Origin of the sequence: Sphingobacterium alimentarium (assembly GCF_004342685.1) — a bacterium.
GTDB lineage: Bacteria > Bacteroidota > Bacteroidia > Sphingobacteriales > Sphingobacteriaceae > Sphingobacterium > Sphingobacterium alimentarium.
Genome location: NZ_SMBZ01000003.1, coordinates 90,393 through 114,153 on the forward strand (window position 1 = coordinate 90,393; position 23,761 = coordinate 114,153).

At 37.9% G+C, this 23,761-nt stretch carries 28 protein-coding genes and 1 pseudogene; 13 read left to right on the forward strand and 16 right to left on the reverse strand.

Features of this window, described 5'->3' with window-relative positions; genetic code table 11:
* The first annotated feature begins 1 nt into the window (after nt 1).
* On the forward strand, nt 2–1,183 hold the full coding sequence (locus EDC17_RS02220) for an oxygenase MpaB family protein (protein WP_132776463.1): 1,182 nt from the start codon (nt 2–4) through the stop codon (nt 1,181–1,183).
* 2 nt (nt 1,184–1,185) lie between these two features.
* Here the strand turns inward: EDC17_RS02220 and EDC17_RS17460 are convergent.
* Both EDC17_RS17460 and EDC17_RS17465 read right to left on the reverse strand, forming a co-directional pair.
* Nucleotides 1,186–1,470: pseudogene (locus EDC17_RS17460) on the reverse strand (JAB domain-containing protein); the annotation flags it as partial.
* A 102-nt stretch (nt 1,471–1,572) separates the two neighbouring features.
* Nucleotides 1,573–1,872: a UPF0758 domain-containing protein gene (locus EDC17_RS17465; RefSeq protein ID WP_317126026.1), complete on the reverse strand. Its 300-nt coding sequence runs from the start codon at nt 1,870–1,872 to the stop codon at nt 1,573–1,575.
* 146 nt (nt 1,873–2,018) lie between these two features.
* Here EDC17_RS17465 and EDC17_RS02230 point away from each other — a divergent pair, with 146 nt between their 5' ends.
* The 3 genes from EDC17_RS02230 to EDC17_RS02240 all read left to right on the forward strand — a co-directional run bounded on the left by EDC17_RS02230 (nt 2,019) and on the right by EDC17_RS02240 (nt 3,834).
* A complete protein-coding gene (locus tag EDC17_RS02230) occupies nt 2,019–2,477 on the forward strand; it encodes a peptidylprolyl isomerase (protein ID WP_132776465.1) in 459 nt (152 codons plus the stop codon).
* A 17-nt stretch (nt 2,478–2,494) separates the two neighbouring features.
* On the forward strand, nt 2,495–2,899 hold the full coding sequence (locus EDC17_RS02235; protein WP_132776467.1) for a DUF5606 family protein: 405 nt from the start codon (nt 2,495–2,497) through the stop codon (nt 2,897–2,899).
* An 86-nt stretch (nt 2,900–2,985) separates the two neighbouring features.
* A complete protein-coding gene (locus EDC17_RS02240) occupies nt 2,986–3,834 on the forward strand; it encodes a TraB/GumN family protein (RefSeq protein ID WP_132776469.1) in 849 nt (282 codons plus the stop codon).
* Between the two features lie 35 nt (nt 3,835–3,869).
* Here the strand turns inward: EDC17_RS02240 and EDC17_RS02245 are convergent, their stop codons facing one another.
* The gene (locus tag EDC17_RS02245) at nt 3,870–4,556 is read right to left on the reverse strand and encodes a carboxylesterase family protein (protein ID WP_132776471.1); all 687 of its coding nucleotides are present in this window, start codon (nt 4,554–4,556) and stop codon (nt 3,870–3,872) included.
* A gap of 122 nt (nt 4,557–4,678) precedes the next feature.
* Between EDC17_RS02245 and EDC17_RS02250 the strand changes: the two genes are divergently transcribed.
* From EDC17_RS02250 to EDC17_RS02260, 3 genes are all read left to right on the forward strand, one after another.
* Nucleotides 4,679–5,089, forward strand: coding sequence for a c-type cytochrome (locus EDC17_RS02250; RefSeq protein ID WP_132776473.1), 411 nt, complete (start codon nt 4,679–4,681; stop codon nt 5,087–5,089).
* A gap of 107 nt (nt 5,090–5,196) precedes the next feature.
* A complete protein-coding gene (locus EDC17_RS02255; protein ID WP_132776475.1) occupies nt 5,197–6,429 on the forward strand; it encodes a metallophosphoesterase family protein in 1,233 nt (410 codons plus the stop codon).
* 2 nt (nt 6,430–6,431) lie between these two features.
* A complete protein-coding gene (locus tag EDC17_RS02260; protein ID WP_132776476.1) occupies nt 6,432–9,467 on the forward strand; it encodes an SbcC/MukB-like Walker B domain-containing protein in 3,036 nt (1,011 codons plus the stop codon).
* Between the two features lie 13 nt (nt 9,468–9,480).
* On the opposite strand, the gene EDC17_RS02265 is transcribed toward EDC17_RS02260, so the two are convergent.
* From EDC17_RS02265 to EDC17_RS02295, 8 genes are all read right to left on the reverse strand, one after another.
* Nucleotides 9,481–11,157, reverse strand: coding sequence for a tetratricopeptide repeat-containing sensor histidine kinase (locus EDC17_RS02265; RefSeq protein WP_132776478.1), 1,677 nt, complete (start codon nt 11,155–11,157; stop codon nt 9,481–9,483).
* Between the two features lie 76 nt (nt 11,158–11,233).
* Nucleotides 11,234–11,608 (reverse strand): transposase, encoded by a 375-nt coding sequence (locus EDC17_RS17535; RefSeq protein WP_207895633.1) that lies wholly within the window; start codon nt 11,606–11,608, stop codon nt 11,234–11,236.
* A 21-nt stretch (nt 11,609–11,629) separates the two neighbouring features.
* Nucleotides 11,630–12,031, reverse strand: a complete 402-nt coding sequence (locus EDC17_RS16980) for a transposase (RefSeq protein WP_207895627.1) — start codon at nt 12,029–12,031, stop codon at nt 11,630–11,632.
* A gap of 370 nt (nt 12,032–12,401) precedes the next feature.
* Nucleotides 12,402–12,755: a hypothetical protein gene (locus EDC17_RS02275; RefSeq protein ID WP_132776480.1), complete on the reverse strand. Its 354-nt coding sequence runs from the start codon at nt 12,753–12,755 to the stop codon at nt 12,402–12,404.
* Nucleotides 12,756–12,895: 140 nt separating this feature from the next.
* Nucleotides 12,896–14,065, reverse strand: coding sequence for an ABC transporter permease (locus EDC17_RS02280; protein WP_132776482.1), 1,170 nt, complete (start codon nt 14,063–14,065; stop codon nt 12,896–12,898).
* Between the two features lie 6 nt (nt 14,066–14,071).
* On the reverse strand, nt 14,072–15,034 hold the full coding sequence (locus EDC17_RS02285; RefSeq protein ID WP_132776483.1) for an HlyD family secretion protein: 963 nt from the start codon (nt 15,032–15,034) through the stop codon (nt 14,072–14,074).
* Between the two features lie 2 nt (nt 15,035–15,036).
* Nucleotides 15,037–16,425, reverse strand: a complete 1,389-nt coding sequence (locus EDC17_RS02290; RefSeq protein ID WP_132776485.1) for a TolC family protein — start codon at nt 16,423–16,425, stop codon at nt 15,037–15,039.
* A gap of 81 nt (nt 16,426–16,506) precedes the next feature.
* A complete protein-coding gene (locus tag EDC17_RS02295; RefSeq protein WP_132776487.1) occupies nt 16,507–17,067 on the reverse strand; it encodes a Crp/Fnr family transcriptional regulator in 561 nt (186 codons plus the stop codon).
* A 71-nt stretch (nt 17,068–17,138) separates the two neighbouring features.
* Between EDC17_RS02295 and EDC17_RS02300 the strand changes: the two genes are divergently transcribed.
* The 6 genes from EDC17_RS02300 (at nt 17,139) to EDC17_RS02325 (ending at nt 20,516) form a co-directional block, all read left to right on the forward strand.
* The gene (locus EDC17_RS02300) at nt 17,139–18,089 is read left to right on the forward strand and encodes a hypothetical protein (RefSeq protein ID WP_132776489.1); all 951 of its coding nucleotides are present in this window, start codon (nt 17,139–17,141) and stop codon (nt 18,087–18,089) included.
* A 26-nt stretch (nt 18,090–18,115) separates the two neighbouring features.
* Complete coding sequence (locus EDC17_RS02305; protein ID WP_132776490.1) at nt 18,116–18,871, forward strand: GIN domain-containing protein; 756 nt, start codon at nt 18,116–18,118, stop codon at nt 18,869–18,871.
* A 141-nt stretch (nt 18,872–19,012) separates the two neighbouring features.
* Nucleotides 19,013–19,381 carry a 30S ribosomal protein S6 gene (rpsF, locus tag EDC17_RS02310; RefSeq protein WP_132776492.1) on the forward strand — a complete coding sequence of 123 codons (369 nt, stop codon included), beginning with the start codon at nt 19,013–19,015 and terminating at the stop codon, nt 19,379–19,381.
* Entirely contained in the window at nt 19,381–19,644 is a 264-nt protein-coding gene (rpsR, locus tag EDC17_RS02315; protein WP_132776494.1) for a 30S ribosomal protein S18, read from the forward strand. The genes rpsF and rpsR overlap by 1 nt, the downstream gene beginning before the upstream one ends.
* Before the next feature lie 14 nt (nt 19,645–19,658).
* Nucleotides 19,659–20,102, forward strand: a complete 444-nt coding sequence (gene rplI, locus EDC17_RS02320; protein WP_132776496.1) for a 50S ribosomal protein L9 — start codon at nt 19,659–19,661, stop codon at nt 20,100–20,102.
* A gap of 93 nt (nt 20,103–20,195) precedes the next feature.
* Nucleotides 20,196–20,516, forward strand: coding sequence for an LPXTG cell wall anchor domain-containing protein (locus tag EDC17_RS02325; protein WP_132776497.1), 321 nt, complete (start codon nt 20,196–20,198; stop codon nt 20,514–20,516).
* Between the two features lie 15 nt (nt 20,517–20,531).
* On the opposite strand, the gene EDC17_RS02330 is transcribed toward EDC17_RS02325, so the two are convergent.
* The 5 genes from EDC17_RS02330 to EDC17_RS02350 form a co-directional block, all read right to left on the reverse strand.
* Nucleotides 20,532–20,717 carry a hypothetical protein gene (locus EDC17_RS02330; protein ID WP_132776499.1) on the reverse strand — a complete coding sequence of 62 codons (186 nt, stop codon included), beginning with the start codon at nt 20,715–20,717 and terminating at the stop codon, nt 20,532–20,534.
* A gap of 236 nt (nt 20,718–20,953) precedes the next feature.
* Complete coding sequence (locus tag EDC17_RS02335) at nt 20,954–21,277, reverse strand: hypothetical protein (protein WP_132776500.1); 324 nt, start codon at nt 21,275–21,277, stop codon at nt 20,954–20,956.
* 458 nt (nt 21,278–21,735) lie between these two features.
* Nucleotides 21,736–22,563 (reverse strand): hypothetical protein, encoded by an 828-nt coding sequence (locus EDC17_RS02340; RefSeq protein WP_132776502.1) that lies wholly within the window; start codon nt 22,561–22,563, stop codon nt 21,736–21,738.
* Nucleotide 22,564: 1 nt separating this feature from the next.
* A complete protein-coding gene (locus tag EDC17_RS02345) occupies nt 22,565–22,942 on the reverse strand; it encodes a GntR family transcriptional regulator (protein ID WP_132776504.1) in 378 nt (125 codons plus the stop codon).
* Between the two features lies 1 nt (nt 22,943).
* Nucleotides 22,944–23,759 (reverse strand): hypothetical protein, encoded by an 816-nt coding sequence (locus tag EDC17_RS02350; protein WP_132776506.1) that lies wholly within the window; start codon nt 23,757–23,759, stop codon nt 22,944–22,946.
* Between the last annotated feature and the right edge of the window lie 2 nt (nt 23,760–23,761).

Genomic DNA, 23,761 nt, shown 5'->3' on the forward strand with positions numbered 1-23,761 from the left:
CATGCAGCAGATACCCTATCGATACAAAATCAACACATCATCTTTCGCGCATTATTGGAATGATGGCGTCGGTAAGGAATTGCTGCAGCAACTCGGATATATTCCTGATTTACAGCAAGCAGATAAGTTAATACATTATTTGTACGATTGGGATCGAGTTGGCGATCAATTAGTCCTGGATTTGCATGACCGAATAGGCTTCAAGGCAGGCAATGATTCGCTTACCAATTACCTCAAGGGAATTACTGTTCCCACAGCGGAAAAGCAATCATGGGATGATTTTTTCGCACAAATTGATATTTCTCCCGAATGGCTTGAGCCTGAAAAAATAAAATTAGGTGCCGAGCTATGTCGACGAGCCAACCTATCTGCGCTCATAGTACTGCGTGACTATTGCCTGATGGGAGGCTATGAGTCTGCAGCCATCAACAAACCTCTTATTTACACGGGAGCACTCAAAAAAGGTCCTGTAAAGCGGTTGACAGACACGGTTAATTTCTGGGTTCAGATCACCAAGGAGAATGGTATTCAGCGCGATGCGGAAGGTTTTCGACAGATTATATTGACACGCAATATACACTCCTATTCTCGAATTAATATTCTGAAACGTACGGATTGGGACAGCTTAAAATGGGGCATTCCAATAAATATATGGGATATGCTCGCTACCAATCTGGGATTTTCGTTGGTATTTTTGGTAGGTCTTCGCAAAATCGGTATTAATCCTACCGCCAAGGAAGTGAATGGGCTATTTCATCTTTGGAAATATGTAGGCTATTTACTCGGTATTCCTTTAGAACTACTTCCGGATGATGAAGATGAAGCTATTGAGGCACTTTATCTGTGGACAATGACACAGCGTGAAGGAGATGATGATAGCAAGTCGTTGGCTGATGCGCTGAAAGAAGAGCCCGTAATGGCTGGATATCCTAAGAACAAGTTGATGCGTATGATGATGCGGGAAGTGCACCTGTACTATAATCATTATCTATTGGGCGAATATTCATGCAAACTTTTGGGCTTGCCCAAGACTAAAATTGGTCGTTTTGGTGTGGTGAATATTTGGAAAGCACGCAAAAATGAACGCCTAATAACCAATGAAGAAGCGCGCGCGCAAGCCATCGAACAAGGTGGACAAGAACAAGAGAAGGTCAGGGTTATCTATCAACATTACAATCAATAAGATTATATTAAACCCTCATCTCGAAAGCTATAAAAGGCCGTATCCGTAAATATAATGTGATCATTCACCTTGATATCCATAATCTTAGCGGCATCCGCAATCTTAGTCGTGAGTACTTTATCCGCTTGACTAGGTTGTAAGGTAGCCGAAGGATGATTGTGTATCAATATCATTGAATTCGCTTTACATTGCAACGCATACCGAAGGATAATTCGCATATCTACAGGCGTAAAATCATTTCCTCCACGACCAATTAATTGCGTATCTACAACTTTGCATCGCGTATTGAGATAAAGAACCTAAAACTCTTCGTGTGGTATATCTTGTATATTAGCTCTGAAATATTCGTATACACGCTTACTACTATTGAGAATGGCTATTTCCTTTTCTTACTCGCCATTCTTACGACGGCCGAGTTCCAATGCGGCAATAATCGTAATTGCTTTAGCTTCCCCTATCCCCTTATACGTACACAGTTCACTTACATCCTTTTTGGATAAAGCGCTGAGGTTATTATTAACGTCCTTGAGTAATCGCCTATACAGCTCTACTGCAGTCTCGGTGGTGGACCCGGAGCCTATTAGAATAGCCAAAAGCTCAGCATCTGTTAACGCCCTACGGCCGTGTTCCATTAATTTTTCTCTCGGGCGATCGGATTCCGCCCATTCTCTAATGACAAGCTTGCCCATAATAATCAGTGTGTTAGTTATACTTGGTTATTTTGAAAATACGAAATTCTCGTCTCCTTAACAAACATTAACGCCGTTCAAAGTGTTAGAAAATCTAATCTTAGGATAAAAATATTATATTTGTACCTCGTAAAATTTATTTAGAAATGAGTAAAGCAATTATCAAGACAGAAAAAGGCGACATGACTGTACAATTTTATACAGCAGACGCTCCTAATACAGTAGCTAACTTTATCAAATTGGCTAAAGAAGGTTATTATGATGGTTTGACATTTCACCGTGTTATCCCGGATTTCGTAATTCAGGGTGGATGTCCTAACACACGTGAAGGTGCTACAGGTATGCCTGGTACTGGAGGCCCTGGTTATAAAATTGATTGTGAATTGACAGGTGAAAACCAATACCATGACCGTGGCGTTTTGTCTATGGCGCATGCAGGTAGAAACACTGGTGGTTCTCAATTTTTTGTGTGCCACAGCCGTAACAATACTGCACACCTTGACCGTAACCATACTTGTTTTGGTAAAGTGGTTGAGAATGTAGATGTTGTTGATGATATTCGTCAAGGCGACCGTATATTGAGTATTGAAATTATTGAAGACTAATTTATCGTATTATCAGAATGAATTTAAGAGCATTAGTATCCGTAACTGGAAAGCCAGGATTATTCAAATTAATTGGTCAAAATAAAGGAGGCTTTATTCTTGAAACTTTGGATAGCGCGAAGATCAAATCCATCGTGAACCTGAATACGACGAAGATGGCCACATTGGAAGATATTACAATCTACGGTGAGGAAGAAGAAATTCGTCTATTGGATGTTTTCGAAAAGATTAAAGCAAACGGTGGCAATACACCTAACACAAAAGCTAGTGGCGAAGAATTACGTAGTTTTTTCCGTGAGGTGGCTCCTGGACATGACGAGGCAAGAGTTTATTCTTCCGATATCAAAAAAATTATTTCTTGGTATAATATCATCAAAGAATTTCCATTATTCGAAGAGGAAGCACCTGCTCCTTTGCAATAAGAAATTTTTTGTGTAAAATATAGAAACCGGGAGCTAAACTCCCGGTTTTCTTTTTTAACTTAAATAAAATAAAACCTTAATAATAAATGAAAAAACTAATCTCATTATTCGTCTTCGTCAGTTTCCTGACCTTAAATTCATTTGGCCAAGAACAGTCCTTACTTTGGAAAATATCGGGAAATAATTTGAATCAAGACTCGTATCTGTTTGGTACTATTCACATGATGTGTCCAGAGGATTTTGTCATGCTCGATAAAGTAAAAAACGCTATTGAAGCAGCAGATGAAGTTATATTTGAAGTAAACTTGTTTGATCCAGAGAATGCTACCAAGATGCAAGAGAGCATGATGGCGCCAGTACCTGAGTTTTTCAATTCATTGACTGCTGATCAGATTCATGTCATTGATAGTGTATTAGCTGCAAACGCGATGTCTATTCAAATGTTTGATATGTTTAGTCCGTCCATGGTCATGAGTTTGCTATCCCTCAAATCCTTCAACTGTCCAGATATCATGAATGTGAAATCCATGGAAGTAGAACTCTTTACATTGGCACAAGAGAAGAAAATATCAGATTTGGAAACATTAGAATTTCAAATGGACATGATGCGTAAAATTGCTACGCCAGAGTATTTCTATGCATATTTGAACATGTACAACGAAGCATCAGCTAGCACACAAGAAATGGTGCATGCGTATAAAACAGAGAATCTCTCCGAACTCGATAAAATCATGAACGATCCCAAATGGATGACTCCAGAGGTACGCGATATGATGTTGACGCAGAGAAATCTTCGTTGGGTGGAAGCTATACCATCAAAAATAGCAAATACCAAAACTTTTATAGCTGTAGGTTCGGGCCACTTAGGTGGTGAGACCGGTTTAATCAAACTTTTACGCGACAAAGGTTATACCGTCACTCCAATTCAAAACTAATTTACAAGAAAGGCTTACGTCGAGTAAGCCTTTCTTTATTGGATTTTGGAATGTTGCATCATCCAATCGTATATCGCATCTTGATGAAATAATCTTTCGACGCTCCCGTGCGTACCACCTTTGATGATAGTCAGTTTAGCATCCGCCTGATTATTGCATTTCATAATAGCATTATATATTTTTTTAGATTCAGAAGCCGGCACTGCGCGATCGGCACTACCGTGTTGTATCCATAGCGGTACCTGGGTGAGATTGCAAGCGTCTTTGACATTGCCCCCTCCGCATATAGCAACAGCGGCTGCAATACGGTCGGGATATTTTCCTGCGACATGAAGCGTACCATAACCACCCATACTCATGCCACATACATATACGCGTGAGGCATCCGCATTATAATTCTCCAGCACATAATCTACCACTTCCATCACATGGTCAGGACTCCAGCCTTTATTGGTCTGCGGCGCCACAATAAGAGCTTTGGGCAATTGATGACCTTTATTTTTGGCGTATAATACCCCGTATCTTTTGACTCTTTCCAAATTCGTGCCCGATAGACTTCGTCCATGTAAAAACACAATAACGGGAAGTTTTTCCGTTTCAGTAACATTATCTGGCACATGAATTAAGAAATTATATGTGGTTTTATTGCGAATAGGAAATGTTTCCGCGTGTAAATCGAAGAAGGCTGCTAATATTATTATTACTAAATATACAAAACGCATAATGAGTTTATAAATAATTAAGTCGCAAAACTACAAAAATTATAGTAAGGAAAAACTTTTGCTGACTTTTATATGACGGTTTAAGTTTTTTGTGTAATATAGAGTTTCCATATACATGAATTATGAAAAACTTTAAAAAACTTACTTTTTTTGCCGGCATTATGAGCTTAGTGGTCACTATAAGTGCTTTCACACTACAACCGGCGCAACAAGAAAATAGGCCTAAAAACCTCAAAGTACTGCCTAAAAGTATTTCTGAAGAGGAACTGACTAAAGTCATGCGTGGCTTTAATGCAGCTTTAGGTGTTAAATGTGGTTATTGTCATGCACCAAATACAAATGGCGAGAAAGGACTGGACTTCTCCAGTGACGCCAATCCGAAAAAAAATATTGCGCGTGGTATGATTAAAATGACGAAGAAAATTAACAAGAAATATTTCAAGAGCGAAAATGAAGGCGTAGTGAAAAATATCTCCTGCGTAACCTGTCATAACGAACAATCTAAACCAAAAACGATAACTCTCGCAGAGTAGTCGGCATGAAGACATAGGCGTGTGCAGAACAACTACTTTTCAACGATGCGCACGCTGCTCGTCAAAAATCTGTATTTTTATCACTTCACAAAATTATGAGGTGATAAATGAAAATACTACATACAGCGGATTGGCACCTTGGCAAGAAGCTCGATCATATAAGTCGTCTTGACGAACAAAAAGAAGTACTGCAAGAAATTTGTGCTATAGCCGATGAACAAAACGTGGATTTGGTTGTCGTGGCTGGCGATTTGTTTGATGCCTTCAACCCGTCGGTAGAAGCAACAGAATTACTCTATCAAACGCTCAAAAAATTAACTAATAACGGTCGTAGACCAGTCATAGCCATTGCTGGAAATCACGATTCTCCCGATCGGGTGGATTCCGCGGACCCATTAGCAAGAGCTTGTGGCATCTTATTCATGGGCTATCCGCATGCAGAGGTCAAACCTTTTACGATGGAAGGTCATTTCCAAATTACCAAATCGGACAAAGGCTTTCTTGAAATCCAGTTAACCCATGTTCCCTACCCTATACGCATACTTTCTACCGCCTATGCCAATGAATTGCGCCTAAAACAATTTTTGGGAACCGAAAATAAGGGTGAGCAGCTCAATGAGGTGTTGCGTAGCAGCTGGCAAGAGTTAGCCGATCAATATTGTGACTCCAATGGGGTAAATATACTGACTGCCCACTTATACATGTTGCAGCGTGGTGGAGAAATATTGGAAGAACCTGAAGGCGAGAAACCGATAAAAATTGGAAATGCTGATATCGTGTATTCGGATGCTATTCCGCCTCAAATACAATACACTGCATTGGGTCATTTACATCGCTACCAGTTTATCGCTGGACATACTAGCCCGGTGGTGTATTCGAGTTCACCGCTTTGCTACTCTTTTTCCGAAGCAGGACAACAAAAGAAAGTAGTGATAATTGATGTAACACCAAAAGAAAAACCACAGATACACCCGATTACCTTACATAGTGGCAGACCGCTATTACGCAAGACATTTGATGATGTCGATGCCGCTGTCGAGTGGTTGTGTGACAATCCGTATGCTTTGGTGGAGCTTACCATGATTAGTGATACTTTCATGTCCTCAGCCGACCTAAAAAGGATCCACGAAGCACATGATGGAATCATTCATATTATTCCGGTGGTAAAGAATTTAAGAAATCATACCGCGGACAACTCTGCAGAGGTAATTCGTCTGGAACAGGATATCCATAGCTTGTTTGAAGATTATTTTGTCTATCGGCATGGGCAATCTCCCAATGAAGAGATCAAAACCTTGTTCAAGGAAGTGTTAACCTATTCAAAAGATTTGGAGGAATAAATATGTTACCATTATATCTAAGTATTGAGGGATTGTACTCCTACCAGCAAAAGCAGGAGATTGATTTTACTAAATTGACCGAAGCTGGTCTTTTTGGCATTTTTGGCACAGTAGGTTCCGGCAAGTCCTCTGTGCTGGAGGCCATCAGTTATGCATTGTACGGAGAGACCGAACGCTTGAACAGCAAAGAAAAGCGTGCCTATAATATGATGAATTTGAAGTCGAATAATGTTCTTATTGATTTTCACTTTCTAAATTTCGAAGGCCGCAAATTTCGCTTCGTGGCGCAATGGCGTCGTCGTAAGAATTTCAATGATATTGCCGATAATATGCGTGATGCCTATGAGTGGATCGATGGCAAATGGGTGCCTCTTACATCGAATGATGGTGCTGCGGTTACGAATCTTTCTTACGCCAATTTTAGGAGAACCATAATAATTCCACAAGGACAATTCAAAGAATTTCTAGAACTCAAAGGCAAAGAGCGATCAGAAATGATGAAAGAAATATTTTTCTTAAATCAATATGATCTAGGTCCCAAGGTTGGTTCTTTATTAGCTGACGCAAATAAGCAAATCGAGCACCTTAAAGGTGCACTGAGTGGTTATGAAGAGGTAAATGAAGAAATAATAAACCAGAAAAATCAACATTATAAGACTCTGGAAGCCAATCTAGTGCAGCATAAAAAAGAAGTTGAACACCTGGAGATACAATTCAACACCTTACAGACGGCAAAACAAAACCGATTGGATTTGCTGGCTAAACAGGGTGAGCTAGCTGAACTGGAAGGCAAGAAAACATCAATAGAAAAAATCGAAACGGAGGTCCGTGAATATGAATTGGTATCAAACAATTTCAAAGAAAATCTAAATATACTGTCTCAAACTACGAGCAGCAAAAATGCCTTATTAGCAAAAATCGAAAACCTGAAAGAATCCAAAGACGCAACAAAATCTTCACTCGTTGCTGTGGAACAAGCTTTAGAGCAGATTATCCCACAATATGAAAATCTGGATAACCTCAAAGCAGAGATTCAGGACCTTAGACGATTAATCATCAATGTGGAAGCTTCTCAAGCCAAGCAAGAAAAAGAGGCGCGCATCAAGAAAGGCCTTGACTATTTGTCTGAGCAGAAAAAGTTGCAACAGAACTTGTGGACTACGATAGAACAACAAGAGCAAGAGATCGAAAATATCAAGCTTTCCAAGATCAATTCGGCAGATCTCATGGCAATTGATACCTGGTATCAAAAAAATGAACAACTTGCGAAAGATTTTGAAGAAGAGCAATCGCGTATATCATCGATTCAGGCGCAAATCGCAGAATTGAAAAGTAAATTCATCGCCTTGGGTTATGATGAATCGAGTTGGGAACAATCGCTTGCGCAAGATTTGCAAAATATTACTGATCAAGAAACGCAGCTAAGGCAGAAGGAAGGAGATTTGAGGTTAAAGCAAGAGCTGTCACACTACATCCACAATCTGCATGATGGCGAACCTTGCCCGTTGTGCGGCTCCGCCGCACACCCCTCTCCTATGCAAATCCATGATTTAGAGGATGAATTTGCCGCATTGGAATTAGAAAAAATCACTTTAAAGCAGCAGAAAGAAAAGTTAGACAAGCACAAAACAGATTTAACCCTTTACTGCCGTATGATATTGGACAAACAAGCGGATATTGTAAAGTACGGTGAAACTGTTGCATCCATTCAGAATCAGCAGGAAGCGCATTATACCACTTTTGTGTGGGAAGAATTTGATAAGGCTAATCGTACTATTTTTGATACTAAAAAGAAAGAGGTTTTTGCGATTGAAGAGCAATTAGCGCAAAAGGAAAATGAGCTCAAAGTAAATCGAGATCAGTTGCAGAAAACACAAGATACGATTCACAAATCAGAAAGTGTACTGAATGATCTGCAGAATGAAATTGCGGGCTTGGCAGCCAATATTACACAAAATCTGCAGCAGCTTCAGGTAATTGACGCCAATGACTTTGTCGCACAAGATCGGCAAACTCTTGAACTTCGTATAGAAGAAACAACGACGGCGGTACAAACGATTTCGCGTTCGTATGAAGATTATAGCAAAAAACTACTGACCTACAGAACGCAATATGCACAGATAAAAGGTACCTATACGGAAGCTCAGGAGCAGCACGCCCAGTACACCAGCAAATTGCAAGAAACCCAAAATCTGCTGCACAAGCTACTGCTACAATTCAATTATCCAGATATAGCAACTGTAAAGGCTGTGTTGGAAAAAAACATCAATATCTCGGAATCGCGCAAGATTATCCAAGATTTTTATATTTCGTACAATAGCTTGCAAAACCGTATTCAAGAGTTACAAAAATTGGTAGAAGCGGATAAGTATTCGGATGAGCGCTATGAGGAACTTTCTGACCTGCTCGTTCTCAAAAAAGAAGAGCTGGAGCTTCAAATAGAAATCTATGGCGCGCTCAAAGATGACTTAGAACGGTTGACGATCGAACTTGCTAAAAAACAAGAATTGCTGCAAGAATACCAGCGATTGGATTCACGCAAAAAAAATCTGGATGTACTCTTTAATATGTTCAAGGGTAATGGATTTGTGAATTATGTATCCAGCATACACTTGCAGCGCTTATGCGAAATAGCGAATCAACGTTTTCACCGCTTGACAAAGAATCATCTTAGCTTAGTAATCAATGAGACGAATGAATTTGAAGTCATTGACTACCTCAATGATGGCCGGAGACGTTCTGCAAAGACTTTGTCAGGTGGACAAGCCTTTCAGGCTTCATTATGTTTGGCCCTTGCCTTAGCAGAAAATATTCAAGCCTTAAATAAAGCGGACAAAAACTTCTTTTTCATTGATGAAGGCTTCGGCACGCAGGATACAGAAAGTATCAATACCGTGTTTGACACCTTACAATATTTACATCAGGAAAATCGTGTGGTGGGTATTATCTCCCATGTAGAAGAGCTGAAAGAACGAATGCCCCGCTCCATTACGGTTATAAAAGACCTCGAAAAAGGAAGCCAAATAACGATTAATTAACGGTAAATAGCCTTCACTTCAGTAGTGAAGGCTTTACGTTATTGTCTGATTCTTGGATCATACGTGGATAACAGGTGATATAGATGGATGTGCCTTCATTTTTATTGGATTCCACGCTGATTTTACCATTTAGATTCTGAACCCTAGAATAGATACTCTTTAAACCCAATCCTCCCTTTAGCCTTGCAGTTTCTAGGTTCATTCCATCACCGTTATCTTCTATGCTGAGGGCCACCATTCCCGATTTATCCGTCTGAATCTGCAGCAATACATGAGTAGCGTTGGCATGCTTTACAATATTGTGAAGTACTTCTTGGATAATACGGTAAAATGTAATTTCATCTTCCACCACGATTTGGCTGGGGACCTTAATCAACTGCAAGTCAATTCTAAATTTATCTGTTTGAATCTTTTTGCAATATTGTTTGATGGCTTCCAGTAAGCCAAATTTTTCGACGATTAATGGTGTCAAGTTATAGACTATACGATTCAGTTCTTGTTTTGTATCGTCTACATAATGTAGGATCCGACTTAGGTGATTCATCTCGTTTTCCGAAAGAGGAGCTGATTCCTGGAAATCATATAAGGCGATTTTGATAGAAGATAATAATCCTCCAAGACTATCGTGCAGATCCGTGGCTATACGATTCCTTTCGCGGTCTTCGATGATTTTGAGCAACTTCATTTCATATATAATACGGCTCTGTTTTTCTTCTTCCAGACTAGCTTCAAGTAGGTCGTATTCTTTTTTGGCTAATATTTTATTACGATTTTTGGCTTTGACTAATAAGAATAAAACGACGATGAGTACATCTAGAAAAACAGCTAAGGCTGCAATGAGCATGTTGTTCTTAGAACGTGTAAGCAGTGCCTTCTCATTGCTGCTTTTAAGTTTTTCAAGTTCGGCCAAATTTTCATTAAACCGCATATTGTAGTTTAGCTCCTCAATATAAAGTTGTTGATTACCAATCTTTTGTAATTTCAGCTGATCCAATAATCTTTCATATGCCGCGAATGCTTTTTGGTCTTGATCCGTCGCTCGGTATGCGTCAATCAGATCCAAAAGTACAAACGTAATGTAGGACTCTAAATCCTTCTCGCTGTAATCATCCAATACGTGAATGTAGGCAGCTATTGCTTTACCATATTGTCTTGCCTTTGCAAAAATCTTCCTTCGGATGAATTCACTGTACATCATTTCGGAAGAATCTTTGCCCTCGGGAGCAACCTTATAAGCTTCATCCAACAACTTTCTTCCTTCTTCAAAATTCCCTTCATAAGCTAATGAGAGTGCCATCAAGCTTTTTATACGCGCGTTATAGGGTATAGGAACTTCATCTCTCTTGATTTTATCAGCCAATAAAATGTATTTACGCACACTATCAACCTTATTTTGCTTAGCATAAGTCGAGGTAATCAAGGTTTCTGTAATACCATCAAAATTGGAGTGCCAATTAAAGTCGTCGGAAATAAATATGCCCTTATAAAGATGCGTTAAAGCCTTATCCAAATCATTTAGTTGGTAATACAAACCTCCTAGCTTGAAATTGTAATTCCGAATGATAATGGGATTATTGGTTTTGAGAATGATAGGATGAATATCAGCAAAAAGCTTCAGTCGTGTAAAATAGTGCCCTAACTCGCCTCTTGCATTTGCTAGATTAGTATGCAAGAGTGCTAACTTCTCCAATACCGCTGCCGTACTGCTATTGCCAATATAATCTATGCCCTTTTGCGCTAAAGCAATGCTTTTATGTATATCCGTACTATGTACATGACAAAAATTGTAATAAACTGATGTTTAACTTGTTGAATCCTGACAATAAACATTCTGTGATATAATCAAGGCCATATTTGATTATTGACACGGCTTTTCTTTGATGTTTCTTGATTTTAATGGGTCGAATCTGGGTATGAATATATTCTCCAACTTTGTAGCACCACAGGCATGCTATCATCGTAAGCATGAACAATTTTTCAAGGCGGTCCAAGTCAGTGACATGGGTATCTTCTATATTGAACCCGCTAGATTTCATAAATTTGAATAGTGTCTCGATATTCCAGCGCCGCCTATAATATTCCAGTGCCTTCTGTGGTTCATAGAATGATACCAGTATTAAAAATTCAACTTTTCCATCGATAACAGTTTTAGTAGCTGATAGCTAACATAATTGACCGTGCATTTCTACAATATGCTGGTAATGTCTGAATTCCCTGCTATTAAGGTTGTTAAACAAGTGACATACCGTTATTTCTTTTTGTTTTCTAGCCAAGAACACCTTAAAGTTATTCCGGATCCTGATATGATACTGGATGCTATGTTCATTTAAGAATCTTAACCATTTCTCTCCGATAAATTCACGATCAGCTAATATACAGTCGATGGAATCCAGTCCAAACCAATCGATGAAATTCTGGACCAATGTAATTCGTTCCTGTGAATTAGAGTTCCCTCGCTTGTCCAGCATCTTAAACATGATTGGAATGGCAACAGACTTATAACTGATACCCAACATGAGTATATTGATGTTTTGCTGTCCAAATTTCCAGTTTGTCCTATCCATGACTAAAATAACGGGACTGTTGTTTGTAAAAGATTGAATATAAGTGTACTGATAAGTCGCATTGGCAGATCCACTTGCGCCATGAAGCGCGGGATTCTCCTAAAACAACTGCTGGCAGCGGATGGAGAATCAAATCCTGCAGACAATTTGGAATAGTTTACTGACTTAACTTTGCATAGAGCAGTTATAAAAAGACAGACCAGGCGGATGCTGGAAAGATTGAGATCCTTGCTTAGATGGGCTGTAAATACGGTTAATAAATCCGTATATTTATCGCACTGACTGGTATTCGTGTTTAAGAGCATTACGTTGGAAATAATACCTTAATATACTGAATATCAGTCTTTTAAACAAATTTATTATGAAATAATCATCTGATAATTAGGTGGTTATGTTTTTTGTCATGTACTAAAATATCCGTATCAAAAAACGATATAGCATACGTATTCAAAGTGTTGGCGTAGAATATCGTATCCCGCATATGTTGCGGCTTGTCTAATATATTTTCTTCAATATATTTAACAACAAATGGAGTATTTGTAACGTAATTTTTGTTGAGTAGATCCGTAATATATACTCGAACCTTCTGATAGTCTTTCTCCTTAGCTATCAGATTAATCACAGAATCCGAATAGCGTTTCAGATCATCTGACGCTTGATTTCCAAAACAAAACGATGTAAGGAAAAGCAAAAACGCTGTTAAAATCGTTTGCTGTAAGTTCATTGCATAGGTAAACAAGTATCTAAAGATAATTATTTATTTTATAACTTATTTATATAGTAGAAGTAAAAACAGCAGTTGCCTTACAAAACAGTGATTTAATCGCTCACTGGATAATTGGACATATCCACTGTTTGAATTTTCTATTTAGTTAAAACAGCGGCTTTCTTAGCCTTATTAATTTTCCATTGCAAAAGTATCACACTGAAAAGAAATGTCACTACAGTAATAATGACCAACCCCCAGATTGGTCCGCTGACCATGTCTACAGTTCCTTTTTCAACGACAAGCGTTCTGAAAATCTGCAAATAATGAGTTAAAGGTATACATTTCGCTATGGCTACAATCCAATCTGGCATCTGACTCAATGGCCAGGTAAAACCACTTAATATAAATGATGGAGTAGCAATAACCATTAATATCTCTGTTGCTTTTAATTGGGTTGGAATGGCAATGCTGACCAATATGCCTATAAAGCCTACTGCGAGAAGAAATAATAACGAGGTTCCCCAGAATGCAAAACCTTCCACATGTAATGGCATACGATAAAGAATGGAATAGCCATAATACAATGCGTATATTAAAACCGACATAAGCAGAAACGGTATTAGCTTAACGAATAGAAGTTGAAAAACATTCGAGGTCTTAGCTATTAATTCATTAAACGTTCCATTCTCAAATTCAGATGCAAAACTCAAGGCTAAGCCAAGCATAATAACCTGTTGCAATACGGTCAATAGAACACCGGGAAGCATAAAATATAGGTAGTTGCCCGACTTAAAGTTCTGTTTAATTATCGTCGTCTTAAAAGGTTCGTACTGTTGTGCTGCTACATAGGATGGTACGCCTTTCTTTTCAAGCGATTTGATCTGAATGCCGGCTTTCAATGTGCCCGCACACACGTTCACCGCCATCATGGCATAGTTGGAAGTTACCGTATTTGATGTGTTCACAAACATAGTAAGCTCGGTAGGACGATTGTAATTAATGTCCGCAGCGAAGTTTTTGGGAATATTTACTACCACTGTAGCTTCTTTTTTCAAAGCTGTTTCGCGCGAATTAAAATTATCGTTGAGTACCGAAGCGACATAGATGACCTCATTCTCATTAAACATATCGATCAATTGACGAGAAAGTGGAGTTTGGTCTTCGTCCACTACTATAATGGGAATATCGGTTACCGTACCTTTTTTATATACTGAACCAACGAGGATACCATACATAATCGGGGCTCCTAGAAACAAAACCATTAAGACTTTATTTTGAAAGAATAACTGAAATTCTCTTTTAATCAGATTCAAAAAGTTTTTCATGACTTATTATTTTGTTTCAACTACGATGAATGTTGCTTTTGTCAATAAATCTTTAGCCTCAGCTACGTTGACAGGCTTCAAGCGGATTTCAAACATAGTCTCTTGTTGCTCGAAGTCAGGATATGCTGTACTAATATTTGCATAAGAGGTAAGTGTTTTGATTGTTTCTACTTTTGCTTGAAGCTGCTTGTTGTCCAAATACGGGAAAGCTAATGTTTTGATCTCTCCTTTTTGGAATTCCTTGACTTTGCTTTCTGGAATAGTCACCCGGAAGTATGTTTCATCCGCGATATATCCTGAAGCTAGACTATAACCCGCCAATGCCAATTCCCCAACTTTTAGATTGATCGTTTCAATAGACATATCTTGTGGTGCGATAATATATTTTTCGTTCGCCGCTACATTTACTTCAGATACCGCGCCTAATGCTCTTTCTTTTTGTCCCAAAGCCATTTTTTGCTGTTCGATGCGAGCGCCATTTGTGACATCAGCGACTTCAGCCTGTGCGGCTAAATATTGATTTTTTGCGCCTTGATATTTCGCGTACACTTCGTCATATTTCTGCTGAGAAACTAAAGAATCCTGTAATAGATTACGCATACGGTTTAAAGATTTTTCAGCATATTCGTATTGCTCTTTTAACCCGTTTACCTTAGCATGAAGCTGTTTCAATTGTCCATCAGTAGCACCTTTCACCGCCATTTCGTATTGGGCTTGAGCTGATTCCAAAGCTCCTTGTGCTTGTGCAGCTTTAGCTTCGACCTCGGGCAGTTCTAATATGAGCAAGGTGTCTCCTTTTTTGACGAATTGTCCTTCTTCCACTAAGATTTGTTGGATCTTACCGGGAATTTTGGTCGTTACGGCTAATTGTTCACGCTCAATTTTTCCCTCTATTTTCTTATTTGGTTTGTCTGAAGAACAACTTTGCAAAAACATTGCAAAGCCTAGGATGTATGCTATATTTTTCATAATTATCTTGTGATGGTTTGATATAAATTTCCGTTTGCTTTCAAAACTTCTGTTGCCGCGGAGCGTTGACTTAAAATTTGATTATAGTAATTCAATGATTGTTTATAATATTCATTTTCTGCTTCCAATCGCTCGGTAACATCTTGTAGACCTTCTTCAAATTGTCTTGAAGCCAAGTAAAGATTATTTTGAGCTATTGTCATCTGTTGTTTGTTTACAGAAATTTTCTTTATAGCCAGATCGTAGTCTGATTTCGTTTTACGTTGCAGCAGACTTAATTTTTCTTTCGTATCCGCCATTTTATTGTCATTCATCTGCAGATCAATTTTGGCTTTTTCGATAGCAGTTTTATGTGTTTTTCCTTCAAAAATATTCCATTTCAATCCAACACCAACAGCATAATTGGGCGCCAACTGAAGGTGATTGGCATGTAGAGCTACATTACCTAATTGTGGAATATCTTTAAGGGTTGCATTGGAATTAAATGCATTTAAATAGGACACATTCCCAAAAGCAAAGACCATCGGCAGCTTCGCTCCTTTTTCTTTCTTCAATGCATATTCGTAAGCTTTCTGAGAAGCTTCCAAAGCCAATAACTCTTTGCGATTCATTTCTGTAGCCGCATCCGTAAGCATAAGTTCTTCCAAAGGATACGACACTTGTTTTAATTCCTCCAAAGAAAGACCAGTTAACTCTTGCAATTTATAATACAATAGTTCGCGATTGCTTTGTACTTCCGCTTGTTTGCTGCTGAGTTCGAGCATCGCTAATTTTATTTTGTCTCTGTCATAAGGAATCGCAACACCATTTTCAATCGCTTTCACGACTTTCAAATGTTCTTTGTTCAGTCTTTTTTCGGAGTCACTGATAAGTATATCCACTTCCTTGAGTAGCATAAGCTGATCAAAGGATGTGATAATTTCCTGCGCTATCTGATCATAGCTCGCTTCGGTCAGTAAATGTTGTGCTATATGTTTTTGCTCTAATGCTTTTTGTCCATTGGTAATCTGCAATCCGCTAAATAGAACTTGTGTAGCTGTAACGCCTGTCGCAAATAATTGCGATGAAGCATTCGCTTTGGTAGTTCCTTCGAATAAATTAATTCCTGGAATGGGCAACGACTGCGTAGGTAGGTCAATATCTAAATCCGAATGAACATAGCCATAAAGCCCATTCAAAGAAACTTTCGGCAACAATTTACCTTTTACATCTTCTCGGTCGAGCGCCACTTTATCGCTTTCCAAATAGGCATTCTTGATAGCTTTATTGTTTTTGATGGCAGCTTCTACAGGTGGAGTAAATTGCTTTAGCTGTTCTTGCCCATCAACTGTGCCTACAAAAAACACATTGGAAAAGATCAATGAAGCACATATTAGATAATACTTTTTCATATTGTTATTAATTATCTGCATAAAAATACAAAGATGGAGCAAGATCCAACGATATCTTTTCAGATATCTTAAAAAACGAAATTATTTCATGCCTCTAATCACGGATAGCGTTTGCTGTGATACCCCGAGAAATGACGCAATGTGTCCCAAAGAAGCATTTTGTAGTAGTGTCGGGTTTTCTTTTAGCAAGGATTCGTACCTTTCGTGGGCAGTTTCAAATTGGCTATTGTAGAATCTTTTGGAAAAATCAATGAGATTGTCCAGGAGAATCTTTTCGATGATATGGTTCATCGTGATGCTCTGCTTGGAGAGTTCGCGGATTGGCCCAAAAGGTAACAACGTAATCCGAGATGGCGCTAAGGCCTGAAAACCAAATAGACTCGGCTTTTGGTAAAACACACTTTCTATTCCTGTACTGAAGCTATTTTCACCGAAAAAATAATGAGTGATATCTTTTCGATTCTTATAGTAATACACTCGTGTAAAGCCTGATTCTATAAAGTATATATGTTTTAAATAACTATTGGGCTCAAAAATCAAATCTCCTTTTGCATATTCTCTGGTTTCGCTTATTGATTCAAAGAATAATTCCAGCTCATCATCTACATGGTATAAAGTTTTGAAATGCTCAATTAAAGTCATGAAACAAATATAATAAAGGAATAATCAACAATTGGTATTATTAATTATATTTACTTAAACGAAATGAATATATGAGAAAGTCTGTTGTAGGATGCTTTATCACGATAAGTTTGTTGGGAGCTTGTGCTCCTATAAAAGACGCTACGTTGCACAATCAGATTATAGCCAGCAAATGCAACCAACAAAATCAATATCGCTATACCGTAGCTGACCTTCCTACTGCGCTCGACGATATAGCAGTAGACACCGCACTACGCCACAAACTATCTGCCGGAAGTCTGCATATTGCCAATACCATTGGGATTATTAATTATCTAAATGAATACAGTGCACTGCTCAACAAGCAGACCACTCCCCTTACTATGGATAAGCGCATGCGTATTCTCGAGCTCGAGCAAGCCATAGATCATCAGATAAATAATGCTTCACTCGTCATCTCCGCAGTCTCTTCGGAGCTCGACTGTGAGGAAGAGCGTATCAGTCAGATTGCACATTATCTGACCGAAAAGCAAGGCAGTCTAGAATCCAAATTGACGATTGGGGCTATTGTCCTAGGTGCATCTGGCGCGATATTGACCGGAGGTGTCATCAAGAATGATAAAGCGAGCAATGCTGTGGGTATTAGCACAGGTATTGGAGAAGCAGGACTCGGATTGGCCATGCTATTCAATAAGCGTAAAATAGAGTTTTACCATCAGCGCAATATCCTACGGGATATATACGAAGGTCCAGCTGTGTCTTCGCTATTCCCTTCCTTTATTTGGTATTATCTCAATTATGAAGACAAAAATCAACCTGCATTGCGCAAAGATATTATAGATAAATGGTCCCAATTTGGTCAGATTGACCAGGATGCTTTGCATATATCTTCGCTGTACTTTGGCGACGGAGGTGTCTATATAGCAGATGAATTGAACAACCGTGCAGATATGTATGATCAGCTTGAATCGCAGATTTATTTGCTAAAGCAAAAATTAATGACCTTAGCAGCAGAAATTGATAGTTTAAAATCGTTAAATTAGCACTTTACAATAATAAACCCTTAATTATGAAAAATTTAATTGCCTTATTATTCATAGCTTCTTATATATTTCCAATTTATGGACAGCATAAGGAAGTTAGAAAACTTAGTGCACATCAAAGCATCTCTGTCGCCACGAGTCTGGATGTGCTGTATGTTCCTTCGGATCGGAATGAAATCGTTCTTGATTGTGCCAACCGAGATCACCTTCAGCTAATCCTGACGGATGTCAAAAATGGTAACTTGCAGATCCAATACAAACCCAATTCATCGGTCAAATCATCGAAGCAAAATAAAGTCATCGTTTATTCCAATTACAAAATACATACGGTAAAAGTTTCGTCGAGTAGCAAACTTAGGCTAGAGTCTGCGGTCAACGCCAATACCGTTAATATTACGACTAACTCATCCGGAAAATTCTACGCCGATAGAATCAAAGCCAATACCATCAACTTGGATCTATCTTCGTCCGGACAGCTGGAAGCTGCTATAGTAACCGAAACCCTGAACCTCACAGCGAGTAGCTCAGGCAAAGGATTTTTAAAGGGCGAAGCGGTATCAGCCAATGTAAACATGAGTTCATCGGCTAAGTTGGATTTGGATAATGTGACTATAAGTAACCTGTTTTGTGATGGTAGCTCATCAGCACGATTGCAGATTAATACAGCGAAAACACTAAAAAGCAAATTATCTTCTTCTGCTACCCTGGCTTACAGCAAAGAACCGGCAAAGATTGTGGAGAACAAAACTTCATCCAGCGGACGACTCCTAAAGAAATCATAAATCAACCTTATTTAAATAATCGGGCAGGCTAAGATGTCCGATTATTTTTTATACAAACTATTTGACAATCCACAATTTTTAGCTACCTTTGCACTTCCGTAAGTACGGAAAAATTTAAATTAACAAAATTATTTAAACACAATGCAACAGTACGAATCTGTAATCATTCTTACCCCGTTGCTTTCAGAAGATGCTGCGAAAGAGGCAATTGCCAAATTCAAAACCATCTTGACAGAAGGCGGAGCCGAAATTATCGCTGAAGATAATTGGGGTTTGAAAAAATTAGCGTATCCAATCCAGAAAAAAACTACTGGATTTTATCACTTAACTGAATTCAAGGCTCCAGGTGAATTAATTAAAAAATTAGAGCTTGAATACAAGCGTGATGAGCGTGTAATGCGTTTCTTAACTATCGCTTTAGATAAGCATGCAGTTGCTTACAGCGAGAAAAAACGTAGCGGTGCATTCAACAAGAAAGCTGAAACTAAAACTGAGGAGGTAGCAAACTAATGTCAAAGGAAAACATCCAATACGTGACTGCTCCTAAAGTAGAGGACAACCGTAAAAAATACTGTCGTTTCAAAAAGAATGGTATCAAATACATCGATTATAAAGATGCTAACTTCTTATTGAAATTCGTAAACGAGCAAGGTAAAATTTTACCTCGTCGTATTACTGGTACATCATTGAAATTCCAACGTAAAGTAGCTCAAGCCGTGAAACGTGCGCGTATCATCGGTCTATTACCTTATGTAGCTGATTCATTAAAATAAGGAGGATACGATAAATGGAAATTATATTAAAACAAGATGTTAAGCACCTTGGAGAGAAAGACGATATCGTAGTAGTAAAACCAGGTTACGGCCGTAACTACTTAATTCCTCAAGGATTTGCAGTATTAGCTACTGCATCAGCTAAAAAAGTGTTGGCTGAGAATATCAAACAAGCTCAGTTCAAACAAGACAAAATCAAGAAAGATGCTACTGAATTAGCTGCTAAATTAGAGAACGTTAAGTTATCTATCGGTGCTAAAGCTGGTGAGTCTGGTAAGATTTTCGGTAAAGTAAATAGCATTCAAATTGCTGAAGCATTGAAAGCTCAAGGTTATGATGTAGATCGTCGCCGTATTACTTTCGAAACTGAACCTAAAACTGTAGGTGAATACCTAGCAAACTTAAACTTACACAAAGAAGTGAAAGTTCAAGTTCCTTTCGAAGTTGTAGCTGAATAATTATTATTCACTCAAAATAATAAAAGGAGATAACCCATGGTTATCTCCTTTTTTGTATGTTTGTGTTTTATCAATGCATAAGGCTATTACAATATGAAACCAAAAACGATTATTATCGCTGTACTTCTAGCTTTCGTGGTTATCATTTTATTCAACAACAAAGAAGAGAGTTCATTCTGGTTATTTGGCGACATTCATACTTCCAAATTGCTTATTCTAGGCATATTTTTCTTACTCGGTGTCATTACGGGAGGAATTCTATTTAGACGCAAGAAGAAGCATCCTACAGAATATGGCATCAATAATCCCGTATACCAACCGCCTGTCGCTACACAAGAAAATAATTACATAGATTCACCTTATAAGCCTGATAACTTATCGGAGGAAGATCGAGAATACCTCCGAAGAGATTGATTGATATATCTTATATTATAATACACCTGTCGAACTGAACAGATTCCAATTTTTGGATTTGCCTTTTGCTATAGCTTCAGCATTTGGTTTTTCATTTCTTTCGACCATGTTGCCTAAGGGGCCTGATGATCTATCATCAATCCATATCGTTGCATTATCTGCTGCGGTACGTGATGGTAAGTCTTCTAAAATCTTATTCATCGCTAGCTGTTTTATTGCATTCCATCCAACGCTAATATATCGGAGTTCTTTATTTTTTGACACATCCAAACTTTGAAGGTTATTACCTTCCAGATCTAGCCGTCTCAAATTAGGTGAATTTGAAATATCAATAGCGCTCAGCTTAGTTTGATTTATCTGTATACGCTCAACATGAGTTGATTTAGGTAAGTTTACTGTCGTAATATCGCCGCCTATCAAACTAATCTCTTTTAAATTTATATTCGCAGACAAGTCCAAGTTACTAAGCAAAGAACTCGTAAAGATAATTGTTCTAATCCGATTGCATTTTTTAAATCAATAGCAGTTATCTTACTTCCAACTACAAATTCTAAATAAGATAAGGCTAATTTGGCATCATAATAGATTTTAATATTATCACCTTTGACTGTAGTAGAGTGGCTTGCTTTTATTTTATTTCCGTCACCATAGTCTACCCATATATCCTGATTAGATTTTGTTTCGAAAAAGATATCAAAATTTTCACCTATAGCTTTAGTCGTTTTTAGTGGAATATTTGGATCATCTGAATCTTTATTCACAACATCATCTCTCTTACAAGAATAAAGCAAAATAACCGCAATGCATACACAAAAAAAATGCCTTTGTGTAATATATAATCTTTTTCATAAAAATAAATTTATATGGTTAATAACTTAATTAATATACTGCTTAAATTGTCATTCAAGCCCCTTTATTAACTGCAAGTTAATCAAAAAATCATTCCTAAAAAATATCATTTAAGCGATATGCGATTCGACAGATCGTCGCTCTGGTGTGGTGAGTATTCAATAACTACGTTGAGAATTGCTACAGAATAGATATCAATGGTGATTATATATATCATTGATTCTAAACAAACAAATGCCCTTTACAAGTCATTAATAACGAGATCGGGGCATTTGTTTGTATAAGTGATTTTTAAAGAGATAAGTGTTTTGATCCCTGCTTCATCACAAAATAGTTTGTCGATGTCTTTGTATGTGATTAAACTATCTGCTTATTTAATCAAATTCTTTAACAAAAAAGCCGGGACTACCATAATCGTACTATCAGACAGATTGCCATCAATATTTTGGACTATTGTCTTTTTAGGGAAATTGATATAAGATTGCCCCTGCGACAGTACGGAAAGCTGATTAAAAGTAGGATTTACGTTGTTCTCCCCTTCCATCACAAATTTGGCATTGTTCAGATTAAGCGCTAATTTCTTGTACGAGTTAGACTCCATTTTAATTTCCGAATTAATTAAGGAAAGATTTAAATGCTCCAGTTTTCCGAAATTCACATTTTCAATCTTCGACCCCTGCAATGTTATATCCATAGATTTCAATGATTCATTATCAGCTACATTAAAGGACCAAGGCGAATTAATGACATCAAGCTTCAATGAATCCTCGCGGGTTGATAGTTTACTTAAATTGAAATTTTCTAAAGAAATATGGTCAAAATCCGGAGCATATAGATAGACATGAGCGGATTGCCATGATGGGTTTTTAAAATGCAATACAGTTTCCCCGTTTGCTGAGTCCACGACCTCCACATCTGTTAGTGCGTACGTACTCTTAAATCCATATTGGCTATCTTGAACCAAATGAAGAATAAGATCTTGTGGACCTTCACTTTTAATAGTAATCGACTTGTACGCCTTCAGCGCATTTCCACTCAAATGCTTCGTTTCCGCGGCAAAACTTTTTGACTCCTCTTCTAAACTGTGGGTGTATTCATTCTTGTTGACGCCACCACTATTCACAGCGACGACTATACCTAAGGGAAGCATAAAAACTACTATCCCTAATATGATCAATAATTTATTACTTAATTTCATGTTAGTTCGATTTATAATTATCCACTATGAAAGATTGATATTTATCTTTCAATTCTTCTAGACTAATATCTAAGAGATAGATATTTTTGAATACTTGAGGCAGATCTTCTTTCATAAAAACCTCCTTTTTGTATTTTTTGATTTCAGAAAGCGAATCCGCTGTCACGAAAAATCCGACACCGCGCTTGTTCGTAATGATATTATGCTGTTGCAAGAAATCGTATGTACGCATCACTGTATTGGGATTGACGCCCAACTCGACGGCCATCTCGCGTACAGAAGGAATCTTTGTTTCCACGCTCCAGGTATTCAACAGAATTTGTTCGCATATATGATCCACTATCTGTAAGTAGATTGCTTTATTGGGATTAAAGTCCATATTATACCTCCTTTTCTTTTAACCTAAAATAGGTGATGGTCCACAAGGCCACTGTGATAAACCAGCCTATAGCAGATAATAGTTTTACCGGATTGATATATTCCTTCACATTCTTGTCTTCGAGCTGAATTACATCTGCAAAGAAAATTCTATATACAACGTAGATGATTAAATAGCATATCGCAATATAGATGGATACCGACACAATCGTTTTAACATATTGACTTTTAGCAAAATAGATTGAGCCCAATAAAAATATCGCATTCAGTAAGAAAGGAACAAAAAATGCATAAACAATATTTTCATTATATAAACTTGGCACCAAATACGCTAAGCGGTCAGTCACTATTTCTTCACCATTATACCAAGTGCTGTATTGTGACGTTAATATCCCGCGTAAATAGCTCATAAATCCATAATCCACGATATAAAACAACAATAGAAATGTCGTAAAGCCTAATAGGACGGTATAGACCAGCGCATTTAGAAATTTTTCGAATTGAGAAGCCGGAAGCAATAAATTGGGAATAGCCGATCCCGATTTTCCGAGCCCTCTAAAATAGGCGCTTGCAATCAGTGTCACATAGAGCACACCCAAAATACAAAATAAGGATGTCCGTGTACCGACCAAATTGAAGTGCTGATCTCCGGCATTGGGCAATGAAGCAAACTTGGATATATCATAGACTTGTTTACTGTAAAAAAATATTACAATAGCCAGTACCACACCGACAATTAAAAAATATTCCTTCCGAAACGATAACCATTGTTTTTGTATAAGCAATAAGAATCGGTTTATATTAAATGTATTATTCATAT